Annotated in this window: 17 protein-coding genes; 10 read left to right on the top strand and 7 right to left on the bottom strand. The window is 53.0% G+C overall.

Translation table 11 applies throughout. The features are described 5' to 3' along the window. The first annotated feature begins 3 nt into the window (after positions 1 to 3). Both AWR27_RS20005 and glpK read left to right on the top strand, forming a co-directional pair. Positions 4 to 669, top strand: a complete 666-nt coding sequence (locus AWR27_RS20005; protein ID WP_157579278.1) for a hypothetical protein — start codon at positions 4 to 6, stop codon at positions 667 to 669. Between the two features lie 2 nt (positions 670 to 671). Continuing rightward, positions 672 to 2,180: a glycerol kinase GlpK gene (gene glpK / locus AWR27_RS20010; protein ID WP_077132829.1), complete on the top strand. Its 1,509-nt coding sequence runs from the start codon at positions 672 to 674 to the stop codon at positions 2,178 to 2,180. A 5-nt stretch (positions 2,181 to 2,185) separates the two neighbouring features. Here glpK and AWR27_RS20015 read toward each other — a convergent pair whose 3' ends face one another. Next, positions 2,186 to 2,866 carry a hypothetical protein gene (locus AWR27_RS20015; RefSeq protein ID WP_077132830.1) on the bottom strand — a complete coding sequence of 227 codons (681 nt, stop codon included), beginning with the start codon at positions 2,864 to 2,866 and terminating at the stop codon, positions 2,186 to 2,188. 81 nt (positions 2,867 to 2,947) lie between these two features. Continuing rightward, the gene (locus tag AWR27_RS20020) at positions 2,948 to 3,532 is read right to left on the bottom strand and encodes a Crp/Fnr family transcriptional regulator (RefSeq protein WP_077132831.1); all 585 of its coding nucleotides are present in this window, start codon (positions 3,530 to 3,532) and stop codon (positions 2,948 to 2,950) included. Between the two features lie 111 nt (positions 3,533 to 3,643). On the opposite strand from AWR27_RS20020, the gene AWR27_RS20025 reads away from it, so the two are divergent. Continuing rightward, complete coding sequence (locus AWR27_RS20025; RefSeq protein ID WP_077132832.1) at positions 3,644 to 4,423, top strand: glucose 1-dehydrogenase; 780 nt, start codon at positions 3,644 to 3,646, stop codon at positions 4,421 to 4,423. On the opposite strand, the gene AWR27_RS26165 is transcribed toward AWR27_RS20025, so the two are convergent. Together AWR27_RS26165 and AWR27_RS20035 are read right to left on the bottom strand one after the other, a co-directional pair. Beyond that, on the bottom strand, positions 4,424 to 4,726 hold the full coding sequence (locus AWR27_RS26165; RefSeq protein WP_077132833.1) for a type II toxin-antitoxin system RelE/ParE family toxin: 303 nt from the start codon (positions 4,724 to 4,726) through the stop codon (positions 4,424 to 4,426). It lies immediately after the preceding gene. After that, a complete protein-coding gene (locus tag AWR27_RS20035) occupies positions 4,714 to 4,896 on the bottom strand; it encodes a hypothetical protein (protein WP_077132834.1) in 183 nt (60 codons plus the stop codon). The genes AWR27_RS26165 and AWR27_RS20035 overlap by 13 nt, the downstream gene beginning before the upstream one ends. Positions 4,897 to 4,940: 44 nt before the next feature. Here AWR27_RS20035 and AWR27_RS20040 point away from each other — a divergent pair, with 44 nt between their 5' ends. Beyond that, positions 4,941 to 6,734, top strand: a complete 1,794-nt coding sequence (locus AWR27_RS20040; RefSeq protein WP_077132835.1) for an acyl-CoA dehydrogenase — start codon at positions 4,941 to 4,943, stop codon at positions 6,732 to 6,734. Between the two features lie 8 nt (positions 6,735 to 6,742). Here AWR27_RS20040 and ybeY read toward each other — a convergent pair whose 3' ends face one another. Then, positions 6,743 to 7,156 (bottom strand): rRNA maturation RNase YbeY, encoded by a 414-nt coding sequence (gene ybeY / locus AWR27_RS20045; RefSeq protein ID WP_077132836.1) that lies wholly within the window; start codon positions 7,154 to 7,156, stop codon positions 6,743 to 6,745. Between the two features lie 17 nt (positions 7,157 to 7,173). Here ybeY and AWR27_RS20050 point away from each other — a divergent pair, with 17 nt between their 5' ends. The 3 genes from AWR27_RS20050 to bioD all read left to right on the top strand — a co-directional run bounded on the left by AWR27_RS20050 (position 7,174) and on the right by bioD (position 10,176). After that, entirely contained in the window at positions 7,174 to 8,220 is a 1,047-nt protein-coding gene (locus tag AWR27_RS20050; protein ID WP_077132837.1) for a quinone oxidoreductase family protein, read from the top strand. 109 nt (positions 8,221 to 8,329) lie between these two features. Then, positions 8,330 to 9,502, top strand: a complete 1,173-nt coding sequence (locus AWR27_RS20055; RefSeq protein WP_077132838.1) for an aminotransferase class I/II-fold pyridoxal phosphate-dependent enzyme — start codon at positions 8,330 to 8,332, stop codon at positions 9,500 to 9,502. Positions 9,503 to 9,552: 50 nt separating this feature from the next. Then, entirely contained in the window at positions 9,553 to 10,176 is a 624-nt protein-coding gene (bioD, locus tag AWR27_RS20060; RefSeq protein ID WP_077134103.1) for a dethiobiotin synthase, read from the top strand. Here bioD and AWR27_RS20065 read toward each other — a convergent pair. Together AWR27_RS20065 and ettA are read right to left on the bottom strand one after the other, a co-directional pair. Then, positions 10,159 to 10,980 (bottom strand): aminotransferase class IV, encoded by an 822-nt coding sequence (locus AWR27_RS20065; RefSeq protein ID WP_077132839.1) that lies wholly within the window; start codon positions 10,978 to 10,980, stop codon positions 10,159 to 10,161. The genes bioD and AWR27_RS20065 overlap by 18 nt on opposite strands. Before the next feature lie 257 nt (positions 10,981 to 11,237). Continuing rightward, the gene (gene ettA / locus AWR27_RS20070; protein WP_077132840.1) at positions 11,238 to 12,905 is read right to left on the bottom strand and encodes an energy-dependent translational throttle protein EttA; all 1,668 of its coding nucleotides are present in this window, start codon (positions 12,903 to 12,905) and stop codon (positions 11,238 to 11,240) included. Positions 12,906 to 12,979: 74 nt separating this feature from the next. Between ettA and AWR27_RS20075 the strand changes: the two genes are divergently transcribed. From AWR27_RS20075 to AWR27_RS20085, 3 genes are all read left to right on the top strand, one after another. Next, positions 12,980 to 14,257: a DUF349 domain-containing protein gene (locus AWR27_RS20075; RefSeq protein ID WP_077132841.1), complete on the top strand. Its 1,278-nt coding sequence runs from the start codon at positions 12,980 to 12,982 to the stop codon at positions 14,255 to 14,257. A 126-nt stretch (positions 14,258 to 14,383) separates the two neighbouring features. Next, the gene (locus AWR27_RS20080; RefSeq protein ID WP_077132842.1) at positions 14,384 to 14,665 is read left to right on the top strand and encodes a hypothetical protein; all 282 of its coding nucleotides are present in this window, start codon (positions 14,384 to 14,386) and stop codon (positions 14,663 to 14,665) included. Positions 14,666 to 14,801: 136 nt separating this feature from the next. Further along, positions 14,802 to 15,506 carry an SRPBCC family protein gene (locus AWR27_RS20085; RefSeq protein ID WP_077132843.1) on the top strand — a complete coding sequence of 235 codons (705 nt, stop codon included), beginning with the start codon at positions 14,802 to 14,804 and terminating at the stop codon, positions 15,504 to 15,506. The last annotated feature ends 10 nt before the right edge of the window (positions 15,507 to 15,516 follow it).

The raw sequence follows: 15,516 nt of genomic DNA on the forward strand, positions 1-15,516 counted from the left end.
ACTATGAACCCAATCTTTGATGAGTTGAAAGAGTTGTATTGTAAGAATCCATTAGTAGATTGTATGAATAATATAATTTACGACGGCATAATTAGTGAGCATAATTACAACAAACAGGAACGGAAAATTCTGTTTATCGCTAAAGAACATAATCGCCTTAACGATAGCTACGATTCAGGCAGTTACCAAAACTGGTGGGCACCTGAGAATAAGGCTGATAATAACATCAGATACACGTTTTCGCATCGTCTTAGCGAGTGGTCGTATGGCCTACTAAACGATTTTCCAGACTACAGTCTTATTCAACCAACCGACAAACAGAACGCTCTGAAAGCAATAGCGTTTATAAATGTGAAAAAGACATACGGAGGAGCTTCATCGAACCCTGACGTATTAAAAAATTACATTCAAACGAGCCAAACTCTCCTCCAAAAACAGATACGAGAAATTGCCCCTAACATAATTGTCACCTGCTTTAGATACGACGATTTAACAAAAGAGTTATTTGGCTTTGACAGCATGTTACCCATTCCAAATTCAAGTTTCAGTTACCAAAAATGGAATGAAACACTTGTAATCAACTTCTACCACCCATCGGCTCGAAAAAAGAAGTGTAGTCTCTATTCACAACTTAAGGAGATTGTAGAAATCGCAAAATCGTCTGTGTAACCATGCCCCAGTACGTAGCCGCCATTGACCAGGGTACAACCAGTACCCGCTGCATTGTTTTTAACCGGCAGGGACAGATTGTTTCGCTGGCCCAGAAAGAACATAAACAGATTTACCCCCAACCGGGCTGGGTGGAACATAACCCCGAGGAAATCTGGAAAAATACGCTCGAAGTCATTGCGTTAGCCCGCATCAAAGGCAAACTATCGGTGCAGGACATTGCCGCCGTTGGCATCACCAATCAGCGCGAAACCACCGTTGTCTGGAACCGAAAAACGGGCAAAGCCTATCACAACGCTATTGTTTGGCAGGATACCCGCACCGGCGAGTTAGTGAGCCAGTTTGCAGCCGCCGATGCATTGGGACAGGACCGTTTCCGCGAGAAAACCGGCCTGCCGCTGGCAACGTATTTCAGCGGACTGAAACTCAAATGGCTGTTAGACAACGTACCGGGCCTGCGCGACGATGCCGAACGGGGCGACGCGCTCTTTGGTAATATGGACACCTTCGTGGTCTGGAACCTGACAGGCGGGCCTCAGGGCGGGCTGCACCTGACCGACGTGACCAACGCCAGCCGGACGCAACTCATGAACCTGCACACGCTCGGCTGGGACGATTCGCTGCTCGACGCCTTCACCATTCCGCGTGCTATGCTGCCGCAGATTCGGCCCAGCAGTCAGGTTTATGGTACGGTTACGTCGGAGGTGCTGCCGGGGGTTCCGGTGGCGGGTATTCTGGGCGATCAGCAGGCCGCGCTCGTCGGCCAAACCTGCTACGAACCGGGCATGGCAAAGAACACCTATGGCACGGGCTGTTTTCTGCTCATGAACACAGGTACCAAACTGCGCCCGTCAACCTGCGGACTGCTCACTACGGTAGCGTACCAGTTTGATAACCAACCCGTTCATTACGCCCTTGAAGGCTCCGTTGCCATTGCGGGTGCGTTAGTACAATGGCTGCGCGACAACCTCGGCATCATTGAGAAAAGCACGGACATCGACGCGCTGGCCCGGTCGGTAGACGACAACGGCGGGGCTTATTTTGTACCGGCGTTTTCGGGTCTGTACGCGCCCCACTGGAAAGCCGATGCGCGGGGCGTGATTGCGGGTCTGACGCGCTTCGTAACCAAAGGCCATCTGGCGCGGGCCGTACTGGAAGCAACAGCCTACCAAACCGTCGACGTGGTGCGGGCAATGGAGCAGGACGCGGGCGTATCGTTGCGGTCGCTGCGGGTCGATGGCGGCATGGTTGTGAATGATCTGCTGATGCAGTTTCAGTCCGACATGCTGAATTGCCCGGTTATTCGCCCCCTCATTACCGAAACTACGGCCCTCGGCGCGGCCTACGCGGCTGGGCTGGCCGTTGGATTCTGGAACGGCTTCGACGACCTCCGCCAGAACTGGGGCATCGCCAAAACGTATGAACCACACATGGAAGAAATCCAGCGCAGCAAATTGATGCGCGGCTGGCAAAAAGCCATCGAACGGTCATTTGGCTGGGAAGACCAATAGCTATTTCAATGTCGTTGGTTAGCCTGAAGCTGCCGCAACGACGCCAGATGCGCCAGTATGACCAGCGGCACCAGCACTGCCGGGAGCAGCACAAACGGAAAATACTGGAGCGCAATGTTCGGCTGCTCAAACGCAAACTGCTGCAAGGGCGTTGGGGCCGATAATAGACCGTTCACGGCAATAAAAATGACCAAACCGAGACAAATGACGTTCCAGCCAATCAGCGCAGTTCGGCTCATGGACTTGCGAACGAAGGCGAAATAATAGACGATGGGGGCCGTTAGCCCAGACAGTATGTCGAAGTTGCGGCCCTCGAACGTCATCAACTGCGGCACGGCCCGGTGTAGAAACAACCAGAACAGCACCAGTTCTACCAAAATGCGGATGCTATGAAAGATTGTGAGCGTTGGGCGGTCTAATCGGTCAAGGAATCGGTGGCCCGCTTTGGTGGCAAACAGCGTTATCACGGTTAGCAACGGCGGTAGTATGACCAGCCCGAAACGGGGCGAACCAGCGGGTGCTGCGGTGTAAAATCCCGACAGACTCAAGATAGCCTGTGCGACAATCCAGACTACAATAACCGCCAAAAAACGATTTGACCGGCCTGTGGCCCGATAAAACAGCATTACGGCAAGCAGCACCGTCACGCCGAACGTTATTGATACGTAATTGGGTAGAGATTCCATTGTGTGCGTGTAGTTAACGAGACAAAGGAACCGCTCCGCCAGAATTTTACGCTTGCCAAATGACAGGAAATACAGGCTCGATTACGACTTTTTTGTTAGTTCACGCCGGATGCGGCTCAGCGACGTGTCGGTAACGCCGAGATACGACGCAATATGTTTGACCGGAACGTGTTGAATCAACTCCGGGCTACCTGTCATGAGTGCCACATACCGTTCTTCGGCAGTTTGGGTAATCATCGACAGCGTTCGCTGTTTAAAGGCCGCAAACTCTTTCACCAGCATTGCCCGGCCAAATTCCCGAAAATCGGGTATGGTATGAAAAAGCCTGTTCACCTGTTCAAAAGAGATGCTGTACCCCTCGCAGTCGGTCAATGTCTGAAGCGTTTCGAGAGACGGCGTTCGGGTGAAAAACGAGGCTACCTCAATGACCATGCTGTTTGGCCCATATAGCCCTGTTGTTACTTCATCGCCTTCGCGGTTGTGCGTAAAAGCCCGTATCACGCCTTTGGTCAAAAATAGATACTCATTATTTGTGCCGCCTGTTTGGAGCAAACACATATGCTTCCTGTAGTGGCAGGCTGTAAATTCTGTTAAGACACGAGTTAACGTTTCGCCACCGATAGGTCTGATAGCTTCTATGTAATGAGCCAGTGGTTCTTTCTCCATTTGTGTCGTGTCTGTCTTTAGTTGCCGAGCGGGCTTCTGCCGTAATTCATAAATAGTCGTAAAATAACGCTATTTTGGGCGCATCTTTTTCTGTGAACTGTATTTATCTTCATGTCAAACTTTGTAAACCAGATTGCGTTTGTCACTGGCGCAGGTTCGGGTATTGGCCGGGCTACGGCACTGGCGTTTTCAAGAGCAGGCGCACGAGTCGTGGTAGCCGACATTAACGAAACCAACGGGCAGGAAACCACCGAACTGATTCAACAGGCCGGGGGCGACGCGTTTTTTGTGGCCTGTGACGTGGCTCAACCCGCACAGATTGAGGCTGCTATTCAACAGACCGTAGCCGCTTACGGGCGTTTAGACATCGGCATCAACAACGCGGGCATCGGCGGCAGGTTTGGGCGGCTCCTCGACCAAACGCAGGAGGATTTCGATCAGATGATGGCCGTAAACGTAGGCAGCGTTTTCTACGGTATGCAGTACCAGATTCGGCAAATGCTGACGCAGGATCAGCCCGGCGACCATCCAGTCCGGGGCAAAATCGTGAACGTTTCCAGCATTGCGGGTGTGCGCGGAATGCCAATGGGTGCCCCCTACAGTGCCTCGAAACATGCCGTACTGGGCCTGACAAAAACCGTTGCGCTCGAATACGCCAAACAGGGCATACGGGTAAATGCCATTTGTCCGGTCTACACCCACTCGACTATGGTTGACGACCTGATTAACAAGGCTCCCGGTATGGAAGACCGAATGCGGAAAATGATTCCGATAGGTCGTTTCGGCGAACCCGACGACATTGCACAAGCCATTTTGTGGCTCTGCGCCGACGAAAACGCCTTCTGTACCGGCCAGGCTATTCAACTGGATGGCGGCTTCACGGCAGGGTGACTAACTAAAAAGGGAGTTAAGTGAAAGAGGGTGTGCGCTATGGTACACAGTCAGCATACGGATTCTATTGTTGCTAACAATCTGATAAACAATGCGGTATTGCTTGTAGATGAGTTCACGGACTTTAGGACTTTCAACCTCCGGCACCATACGCCCCATTTCAGGGAAGTTGCGAAGGAGATCAGCTTTCTCGAATATTTTTTCGACAAAAGTTTCAGCTAATGGTTTTGAATATTGTGATAAGTACTCTGCTATGTTGTCAATGTCATCAACGATTTGATTCGACCAGTCTAACGTAACCACTTCGCTAATTTTCCTTTAAGTTCTTCCGTTGTATAAACTTCGCCCCGCTCCCCCTGGGCAATACCGTTTTCGACTTTTTGAACAAAAATCAAACGTTCTACTAAATCATCAATGGAGAATTCAGTTGGAAAGTCTCTTATGCTTTCCAACAACTTTTCTTTTGTTAACATAGCTAACGTGTTTTTTGGTAAATATAACAAATAATAAGCACTGCATGGCAACACAATTCTATTCGCCCCGCGACCTGCGATTCCAGCTTTACGAGGTGCTGAACGCCGAGCGACTGACGAAATTCGACTATTTCCGCGACCATGACCGCGAATCGTTCGACATGGTGCTCGACGCAGCCCGGCAAATCAGCGAAACAGTGCTGAAGCCGCTGCTCACGGTAATGGACCGCAACGAACCACAACTCGTAGCTGGCAAAATCCGGGTCCACCCGCAGATGCGCTCCATCATTAAAAAATTTGGTGATGATGGCTGGATCAACGCGCCCTTTCGCTACGACGAAGGCGGGCAGCAACTCCCGGCCACTATCATGAATGCCGCTACGTTTATCTTCGGCGCGGCCAACTACTCATCGAGCGTATTTCCGTTTCTGACCACCGGCGCGGCCAATCTGCTCCGTAGCTTCGGTTCCGCCGAACTTATCGACCGCTTTACACCGAAAATGTATGCCGGTCAATGGCAGGGTACAATGGCCCTGACCGAACCCGATGCCGGTTCATCGCTGTCGGACATTACCACAACCGCCGAACCCACCGATACGCCGGGCACGTATCAGATTCGGGGCCAGAAAATTTACATCTCGGCGGGCGACCACGATGCCGTTGAAAACGTGGTGCATCTGATGCTGGCGAAAATTAAAGGTGGCCCAGCAGGAGCAAAGGGCATTTCATTGTTTGCTGTGCCGCAACAGCGCGAGGAAAACGGTCAACTTGTTGATAATGATGTGTTGACGGCGGGGGTGTATCATAAGATGGGCTACAAAGGTGCGCCCATTGCTCACCTCATGGTTGGCTCGAACGGCGGGACTATTGGGTATTTGGTGGGCGAACCGCATCAGGGCCTGCGCTACATGTTTCAGATGATGAACGAAGCCCGCGTGGGCGTGGGCATGAACGCCGTTTCAATTGGTACGGCGGCCTATTACGCGTCGCTCGAATACGCCCGCGAACGTCCGCAGGGTCGGCCTGTTTCCGAAAAAGACCCAACCCGCCCACAAGTGCCTATCATTCGCCATGCCGATGTGAAACGGATGCTGTTGTTTCAGAAATCGGTGCTGGAAGGGTCGTTGAGTTTGCTACTCTATTGTTCCTATCTGGCCGATTTGTCGCACGTAGCTGACGGAGATGAAAAAGCCAACGCGGCTCTCTTGCTCGATTTGCTGACACCCGTTGCCAAATCGTACCCGTCGGAGATGGGGTGCCTGACCACGAGCGCGGCTGTGCAGGTTCTGGGCGGGGCAGGCTACACCACTGATTTTCCGGTCGAGCAGTTTTACCGCGAAGCCCGTATCCATCCCATTCATGAAGGCACAACCGGCATTCATGGGCTGGATTTATTAGGTCGGAAAGTGACGTTGCAGGGCGGAAAAGGCGTTCAACTGTTGCTGGCCGAGATAGAGCGAACGCTGGTTGACGCCCGGCCATACGCTGACCTGCAACCATTAGCCGATCAGCTTACGGCTGCATTAGGCAAACTTGATGCCGTTACGAAGCACCTGCTCAGCCTGGCCCCTTCTGACACAGAAGCATTTCTGGCCGACGCGACGCTGTACCTCGAATTGTTCGGGATAATTACTATTGCCTGGCAGTGGCTCCGGCAGGCAACGGTCGCGCAGAAGAATTTACCGGCTGCTGCTGGCGACGACGTTAACTTCTATCAGGGCAAGCTAATGACCGCCCGGTATTTTTACGAATACGAGTTAGTGAAAGTCTATTCGTTAGCCCGAAGGCTCCAAGCCACCGACCGGGTTACTTTAGCGATGAAAGGCGAGTGGTTCTGATGCAGAACTCACTGGCTTGCCAGCCATTCATCTTCTTTGTCCCGCATGACATCGGCTTCGTCGTCCGTTTTGTCGCCGTAGCCGCAGAGGTGTAGCAGGCCGTGGGCCAGCACCCGGCGCATTTCCTGCTCTGCCGACACGCCGAGATGCAATGCATTGTCAGCTACCCGGTCAACGCTGATAAAAATATCGCCTTCAATCAGACGCTCGGTTTCCGAATTGTCGAAGGTGATAATATCCGTGTAATAATCGTGCTGAAGGTGGTCGCGATTTACCTGGAGCAGGTAATCGTCTGAGCAGAAAATGTAGTTCAGCTCACCTACAGCATAACCTTCTGCGTTGGCCTGTCGTTTAAGCCATTGGCGCGTCGCCTGTTTCTGCGGCAGCTTGTAGTCAACGTCTTCGTTAAAGAATCGAATCATATCGGCAAAAATAGTTTATGAACGCCATTCAACTCACCGAATTACACCAGCCGGTTAAACTCACCGAGGTGCCAACGCCAACGCCCGGCCCCGGCGAGGTACTTATCAAGTTGCGGGCTGCGGCCCTGAACCACCGCGACGTGTTTATCCAGAAAGGACTGTATCCGGGCATTAAACTACCCGTTATTCTCGGTTCTGATGGCGCAGGCATCGTGGCCGAGGTTGGCACGGGTGTTGATCCGGTCTGGCGCGGGCAGGAGGTCGTCATCAACTGTTCGCTAAACTGGGGGTCGAACCCGGCGTTTTACGGCCCTGATTTCCAGATTCTTGGAATGCCTGCTAACGGTACGTTTGCCGAGTGCATTTCGGTTCCGGCAAACTATATCCACCACAAACCGGCGCATCTGTCGTTCGAGCAGGCGGCTGCGTTGCCGCTGGCGGGCCTGACTGCCTGGCGTGCGCTCATGACGCGGGCAGGGCTACACACCAGCGGACATCGCAGCCGGGAACGAGTGCTGATAACGGGCATCGGCGGAGGAGCGGCCCTGTTTGCGTTACAGTTTGCCGTGGCAGCAGGAGCCGAAGTCTGGGTGACGTCGGGTTCAGATGAAAAGATTGAACGGGCCAAAACGCTGGGTGCTGCAGGTGGCGTCAACTACCGCGAACCCGATTGGCTGAAAACACTGATGGCTCAGGCAAGTGGAGGCAAAACGGAGCATCCACTCCGGGGCTATTTCGATGTCATTATCGACAGCGCGGGCGGACCGGGTTTTGCCAAACTCATCGACGCAGCCGCGCCGGGCGGACGGATTGCGTTTTTCGGTGGCACAGCCGGTAACATCACCGATATTATTCCGGCGAAAGCGTTTTTCAAGCAACTTACGCTGTTGGGTTCGACCATGGGGACCGAAGCCGAATTCGGGAGTATGCTTGCCTTCGTTTCGGAGAAGAAAATCAGGCCGGTTCTTGACGAGATACTACCGCTGGCAGAAGCCGAACAGGCGTTTCGGCACATGGATGATGGGAAACAGTTTGGCAAAATAGTGCTGGCAATAAATGGCTGACGGGTACTTATCCACAATCTGTGTGTGGATAAGTATAGGGTTATTCACATTTTGTTGAAAGTTCCTTCGTCAAAACGACCAACCGGGTCGTTCGTTTTACCTTTGCCCCATGACGAGCACAACTACGAGCGTAACGGATATACTGCAACGGCGCATGGCCGAACGAACGGCATCGGGTTTGCTACGCCAGTTACGAACGGCAGAAGGAATGGTCGATTTTTGCTCGAACGACTATCTGGGCTTTGCCCGTTCGCCCGAACTGCGCGAAGCCATTCAACAGGCCGATCTGGCTTTTGACAAGCTGAAAACGGGCGCAACTGGTTCGCGGCTGCTGGCCGGACAAACTACCCTGGCCGAAGCAATTGAGTTAGATCTGGCTCAGTTTTATCGAACCGAAACGGCCCTGCTATTCAACGCTGGTTACGATGCCAACCTCGGTTTGCTGGCCTGCCTGCCACAACGGGGCGACGTGCTGCTGACCGACGAACTCGTTCATGCCAGCATGATCGATGGCGCACGGCTGTGCTATGCCAACCGCCAACGTTTCCGCCATAACGACCTGGCCGATCTGGAAGAAAAACTTCGCGATGCGTTTTTATCGACTGGCGGTCAGGTGTTTGTAGCGGTCGAGTCGCTGTATTCGATGGATGGCGACACGGCCCCGCTGACTGCCCTCTGCGACCTCTGTGACCGCTACGGGGCCGCGCTGCTCGTGGATGAGGCCCATGCAACGGGCGTGTATGGTCCCAACGGTGAGGGTCTCGTTGTGGCAATGGGCCTGCAAGAGCGCGTACTGGCGCGTGTACATACGTTTGGCAAGGCATTAGGCGTACACGGTGCGGCTGTGGCTGGCCCGGCAATCCTGCGCGATTACCTCATCAATTTTGCCCGCCCGTTCATTTATTCGACTGCGTTGCCCCCTCATAGCCTGCTGGCAATTCGGAGTGCTCATCAACACCTGCAAACGCAGCCGACGAATCGGCAGCGGCTACAGCAGCGAATTGCTCATTTTCGGCAACAGGTAGCCACGCTGTTACCCAACACGATCTGGACAAACAGCATCTCGCCCATTCAGTGCCTGATTGTGCCGGGCAACGATGCGGCCCGCGCCGTGGCAACGCATTGTCAGCAAGATGGTTTCGATGTGCGGGCCATTCTCAGCCCAACGGTAGCAGCGGGTCAGGAGCGGCTGCGTATTTGCCTGCACGCCTTCAACTCGGAGGAAGAAATAGTAAGGCTGGTCGACAGGCTGGCCCAAACAGGCACCCGGCTGTTTGCATGAACGAATTTATCTTACCCAAACAGCCGGGTGCCTGTTTGGACCTATTACCAATGTCTCAGAAAATTGTCGTTGCTGGAATCAGCACAGAAATTGGAAAAACCGTAACGTCGGCCATATTGGTCGAAGCCTTGCAGGCCGATTATTGGAAACCCGTGCAGTCGGGTGCGCTCGAAGATTCGGACACCGAAACGGTTCGGCGGCTCATCAGCAATCCGGTATCGCGATTTCATCCCGAAGCGTATCGGCTGCGCGAACCACTGTCGCCCCACGCAGCCGCCGAAATTGATGGCGTAACGATTGATATTGAGCAAATTACGCTTCCTGAAACCAATAACGCGCTGATAGTCGAGCTGGCTGGTGGCTTGTTGGTGCCGCTAAACGACCATGACCTAAACATTGATCTGGTGCAACGCTGGCAATTGCCCGTTGTGCTGGTGTCGCGCAATTACCTCGGCAGCATCAACCACACGCTGCTTTCCGTGGAAGCGTTACGAAGCCGACAGATTCCAATTCCTGGCATTATTTTCAACGGCCCCACTACGCCCGCTACGGAATCGTTTATTCTGAACTACACGGGGTTACCCTGCTTAGGCCGTATTGGTCAGGAACCGGAGATTACAAAGGATGTGGTGAGCCGCTATGCCACAGGTATTCAGCTACCAGCCTTGTACTAATTCGTTAAATCGTTCGAGCAGATACTGGCTTTTCGGTCCGACCTTGCCATCACCAATGGTGAGGTCGCCGATTTGCGTGATAGGCAGCACTTTCTTGGTCGAACTGGTGGTAAAGGCTTCGTCGGCGTCGTAAAGCTCCGACAGCAGCACGGGCCGCTCCTCGACCTTGAAATCGACAGCGGCCAGTTCCATCACGGTTCGGCGGGTGATGCCGCGCAATACGTGCCGGTTGGGCGTAACAATCCGGTCGCCTTTCACCAGAAAGAAGTTGCTGCGGCTGAGTTCGCTGATTTCGCCCCCGCGCTGATACAGCAAATCCGACGCGCCAGCCGCCCGAATGTCGGGAGCTTTGAGAATCACGCGCTTGTAGTCGGTGCTTTTCACCTCGGCCATCTCGCGCACATACTCGTCCAGAATCACTTTAATCCCATTCTCGTACTGCACGGGCGGCACGGGGTGAATTGCCTCGGTCAGAATGAGCAGATTGGGCTGTTCAATGCTAATGCTATCGGCAGAGTAGCCCCCCGTCATCACAAACCGAACCGCCACGTCCGGCTCGCCCGATTGCTCGATAAGCTGCATCACCACGGCGTAGGTTTCTTCTTTGCCGAGCGGCAGCGGCAAGTGCATCTGTGCCGCCGAGTTGCGAAATCGCTCCCAATACCAGTCCCACTGAAAGGGTTTGCCGTTATAAGTCAGAAAATAATCGAACATGCCGTAACCGCGCAACAGGCCGAGGTCGGTAATGCCAACCGCGAGTTCGGTAGTAGGGGCAATTGTGCCGTTGAAGTAGCCGTAGTGCATAGGAAATGCGTTATTTTAACGTTGCGTAGCAACCAAACCTATTTCGTTCGGTCGCTACGCGACGGAGGGGCCGGGGATAACCTTTGTTTCTATAAATATTAGGTCGCTAACGCGACGTTGTGGAACAGGAAAATTTAGGATGCCAGTACAACGGTCGGCTGTATGAGCAACGAAAATGTGTGCGCCAGCAACAAAATCCTGCGGGGCCGCCCGCGCGGTTAATCCTGTAAATCCTGTCCAATCCCGGTTCAGACACTTCAGACTAATTTCTTATACTTTATCCGCGTTGGCGTAGCGTCGGTACCGAGTCGTTTGCGTCGGTTCTCTTCGTATTCGGAGAAGTTGCCCTCAAACCAGTACACCTGCGAGTCGCCTTCAAAAGCCAGAATGTGCGTAGCGATGCGGTCCAGAAACCAACGGTCGTGGCTGATGACGACGGCGCAGCCCGCGAAGTTTTCCAAGCCTTCTTCCAATGCCCGCAGCGTGTTTACGTCGAGGTCGTTGGTTGGCTCATCGAGCAACAGCAGATTCGCGCCTTCTTTCAGAATCATGGCAAGGTGAACCCGGTTGCGTTCGCCCCCCGACAATGTCGCGATTTTCTTCTCCTGATCGGCTCCGGCAAAGTTGAACCGGCTCACGTAGGCGCGGGCGTTGCTTTGTTTGCCGCCGAGCATAATCCACTCGTTGCCGCCCGAAATGGTTTCGTACACCGTCTTGTTCGGGTCTAAGCCATCGTGTTCCTGATCGACGTAGGCCACTTTTACCGTTTCGCCCACCGCAAAACTGCCCGCGTCGGGTTTCTCGCGGCCTGTAATTAGTTTGAACAGCGTGGTTTTACCGGCACCATTCGGGCCGATGATGCCCACAATACCACCCTGCGGCAGTCGGAAGCCCAAATGCTCGAACAGCAGCCGGTCGCCGTAGGCTTTGGCAACATCCTCAGCCTCAATCACCTTCGCGCCCAAACGCGGGCCGGAGGGAATGAAAATCTCTAAGCGTTCTTCTTTCTGGCGATTGTCTTCGTCTAAGAGCCGTTCGTAGGCACCCAATCGCGCTTTCGACTTGGCCTGTCGGGCTTTCGGTGCCATCCGAACCCATTCCAGTTCGCGTTGCAGCGTCTTTTGCCGTTTCGACTCTGATTTTTCTTCCTTCGCCAGCCGCTGCTGTTTCTGGTCGAGCCACGACGAATAGTTACCCTTCCACGGAATGCCTTCACCCCGGTCGAGTTCGAGAATCCAGCCTGCTACATTGTCTAAGAAATAGCGGTCGTGCGTTACGGCAATGACCGTGCCTTTGTATTGCCGCAAGTGTTCTTCGAGCCACAGCACCGACTCGGCATCGAGGTGGTTGGTCGGCTCATCGAGCAGCAGCACGTCGGGTTGCTGGAGCAGCAGTCGGCACAGCGCTACGCGCCGTTTTTCGCCCCCGGAGAGGTTGTCTATAACCGCATCGGGCGGGGGGCAGCGAAGCGCATCCATGGCCCGTTCGAGCTTTTGGTCGAGTTCCCATGCCTCATGCTGGTCGAGTTTTTCCTGCACTTCGCCCTGCCGCGCCAATAGCTTGTCGAAGTCGGCATCGGGGTCGCCGAAGGCTTCGTTGATTTCATCGAACTCTCTGAGCAGGTTCACCACGTCCTGAACGCCCTCCTGCACCACCTCCAGCACGGTTTTGCCAGCCTCGAATTTTGGTTCCTGTTCGAGCATACCAACCGAGTAGCCGGGCGAAAACACAACTTCGCCGGTATAGTTCTTGTCGATACCGGCAATGATGCGCAGTAAGGTTGACTTCCCCGACCCATTTAGGCCCAAAACCCCGATTTTGGCACCGTAAAAAAAGGAAAGGTAGATGTTCTTTAGGATTTGTCGGTTCGGCGGAATATTTTTACTCACGCCCGCCATGGAGAAGATTATGGTTTCCTGACTCATTAATTTCTAATAGATTTGTGGTTGGCAAAACGTCTCAAAATTAACCCACAGCGCAGCCTTAACCAAGAACAGGAATGGAAAACGCTTCACTGGTAGACGAATACGGTTACGTCTTAGACGGAAAGGTATTTTTGAAAGGCTACCTGGATTACCCCGACCGCCAAATTGGCGAAGTCAAACGCACCGAGCAGGAAGCGCTCGATTATTTCAAGAATCGCTTCATCATTGCCGAGAACAAAGTCAGTCAGTTAGAAAAAGACATTGAGGAGGCCCAGAATAAAGGATCGTACCTCACTAAGCTGGTTCAACTTCGGAAGAAACTGATCAGCTTCGACGCCCTCGGCGATTTTCCGCCCCTGCTCGACCGGCTCGATGCACAGGAGAAAATCCTGAACGAACTGATTACGGTCAATCAGCTCAAGAATCTTGAAATCAAACGCGCCCTGATTGCCGACGCCGAAGCCATTGTCGACAGTACTGAATGGCGGCAAACTGCCGACGAACTTCAGGAAATCAAAACCAAATGGATCAAAACCGGCCCGGTCGATAAGACCGTGGAAGGTGAGGTTGAAGGGCGGTTTCAGGAGTTACTCGACGGGTTCTTTACGCGTCGGCGCGAGTTCTTCAATGAACAGAACAAAGTAATTCAGGAGCGGCTCGACAAGTACGACGAGCTGATTCGGCTGGCGTTTCGGGCCAACCGGCTCGGCGATCTCGACGCGGCTTTTCAGGAAGTTCGCAGGCTCAACAACGCCTGGAAGCAGGTTGGCGAGGTGCCCATCAAGAAAAGTGGTAAACTGTATAAGCAGTTTAAAAAAGCCACTACGATGTTCTACACCAAGTATAACGAGGCTAAGGGCATTGTGATTGAGAAGAGGATTGACCCGCGCATCGAGGCTCAGATGAAGATGGTCGATGAAGTCGAGAAACTTTCGCGCCAGTCCGACATTTTTGCGGCTGCCGAGCGGGCTAAAGTCTTGCTCAATAGCTGGAAAGAGGTGAAAGTGCCGTTTAAGATGCAGGATAAATCGCTCAACGACCGGTTCCGGGCAGCCTGCGACAAAATCTTTGAACTCAGCTACCTCGGTCGTGTGCTGGCCCGCAAGTACCCGGCTTTCGATCTGAAGAGTCAGGCCGAACAGATTCGGACCAAGATCCGCGAGATGGAATACTTAGTCCGGCGCGAAAAAAGCGATCTGCAATTTGCCCTTCAGGATGCCGACGGTCTCGACCCTAACAAGGACGAAGACAAACAGATTCTGAACAAAATCAATACGCAGAAGCGCAAAATTGCGATGAAGGAAACCATCCTGCGTGAGTTCCAGAAACAGTTGGAAGCAGTAGGGTATTGATTTTCCGTTTCTTCCGCAAGGCGGTGAATTAATTCACCGTCTTACGGAAGAAACCCAACATGAGTTTTAGGCGTGCCGCTACAGTGAGTAGCGGCACGTTTCGTTTTGGGTGGTTGTTATCTCTGTATGGAAACAAGCATAAAATCGTACCAAGCCGTTGCCGGTCCTTTCCGTGATGCGGTTGTAGCGGCCACCAACGCCCGCAAGTTCGTTCGGCTCGAATACCTGACCGATTTGAGCGAGTTCATCAAAGCCGACGTGGCCCTGCGCCGGTTGTATGAGCAGGACGGGGCCGAGTTTCTGGAATTCGCCACGGGCGAGACTGTCCGGCTCGACCGGGTGGTGAGTATCGGCGGGGAGTTATCGCCCCTGTTTCCGGGCTATGCCAACTACTCATGCGATTGTTGATAAAATAGATTGATGCTCAGCAAAGGCCGTTACTTCATGTGATGGCCTTTGTTAGTTTCTTGTGGCTAACTCATTGATTTATAAAACATTTACATACATTTGAGAAACACTTGTACCTCCATACCATCTGATAACGATGATTACCCTTGCCGATTGGGAATCGCAGCATGAAAAATGGTCGGAAACCGATCTAAGCCTGATGACATCGGATGCCGGTTGGCGGAAACGCAGCCAGAAAAACGGCATTACCATCTGGCAACAAGCCTTTGCCGACGATAAAAACGACTTGTTCCGCTGGCGAATCCCAAACGTAGCCGCTCCGTATGACTCCGTACATGACGTGTTCGCCAATAAGATGGTTGATTACCATCAGTATTGGACAGCCGAGTATACAGGGGGCTTTTTAGTGAAACACTTAAGTGAAAACGCCCAAATCATTTACCAGCAATTCAATCCAAACATTCCATTTATCGCTAAGCGTGACCTGCTGTATATTCAGTGGTCGAGACGAGTCGATAAGAATACGTTGCAGACGAGCTTTCGATCTATTGTTTTAGACGAGCTGCCAGTGCCTGCGGGTTTTGAGCGAATTGACTGGTGGGGCGGGCATTTGTTCGAGGCCAACACCGACGGCACGAGTCAGCTTGTTCTGATCGACCGCGAAAACCAGGGTGGCCTCTTCCCCGCCTTCCTGATGAATGCCGTAATGCCGGGCTACCTGACTCATCAATTCGAGCATATTATCGATTTCTTCAACAAAGGCGGCCCCGACGCACACGAAAAACTGCCCGACTCAACGAACACAGCCCTATCATTGAAACACGTATTCACCGCACACTGATTAGACACGT

It is taken from the genome of Spirosoma montaniterrae (assembly GCF_001988955.1).
GTDB classification, from domain to species: domain Bacteria; phylum Bacteroidota; class Bacteroidia; order Cytophagales; family Spirosomataceae; genus Spirosoma; species Spirosoma montaniterrae.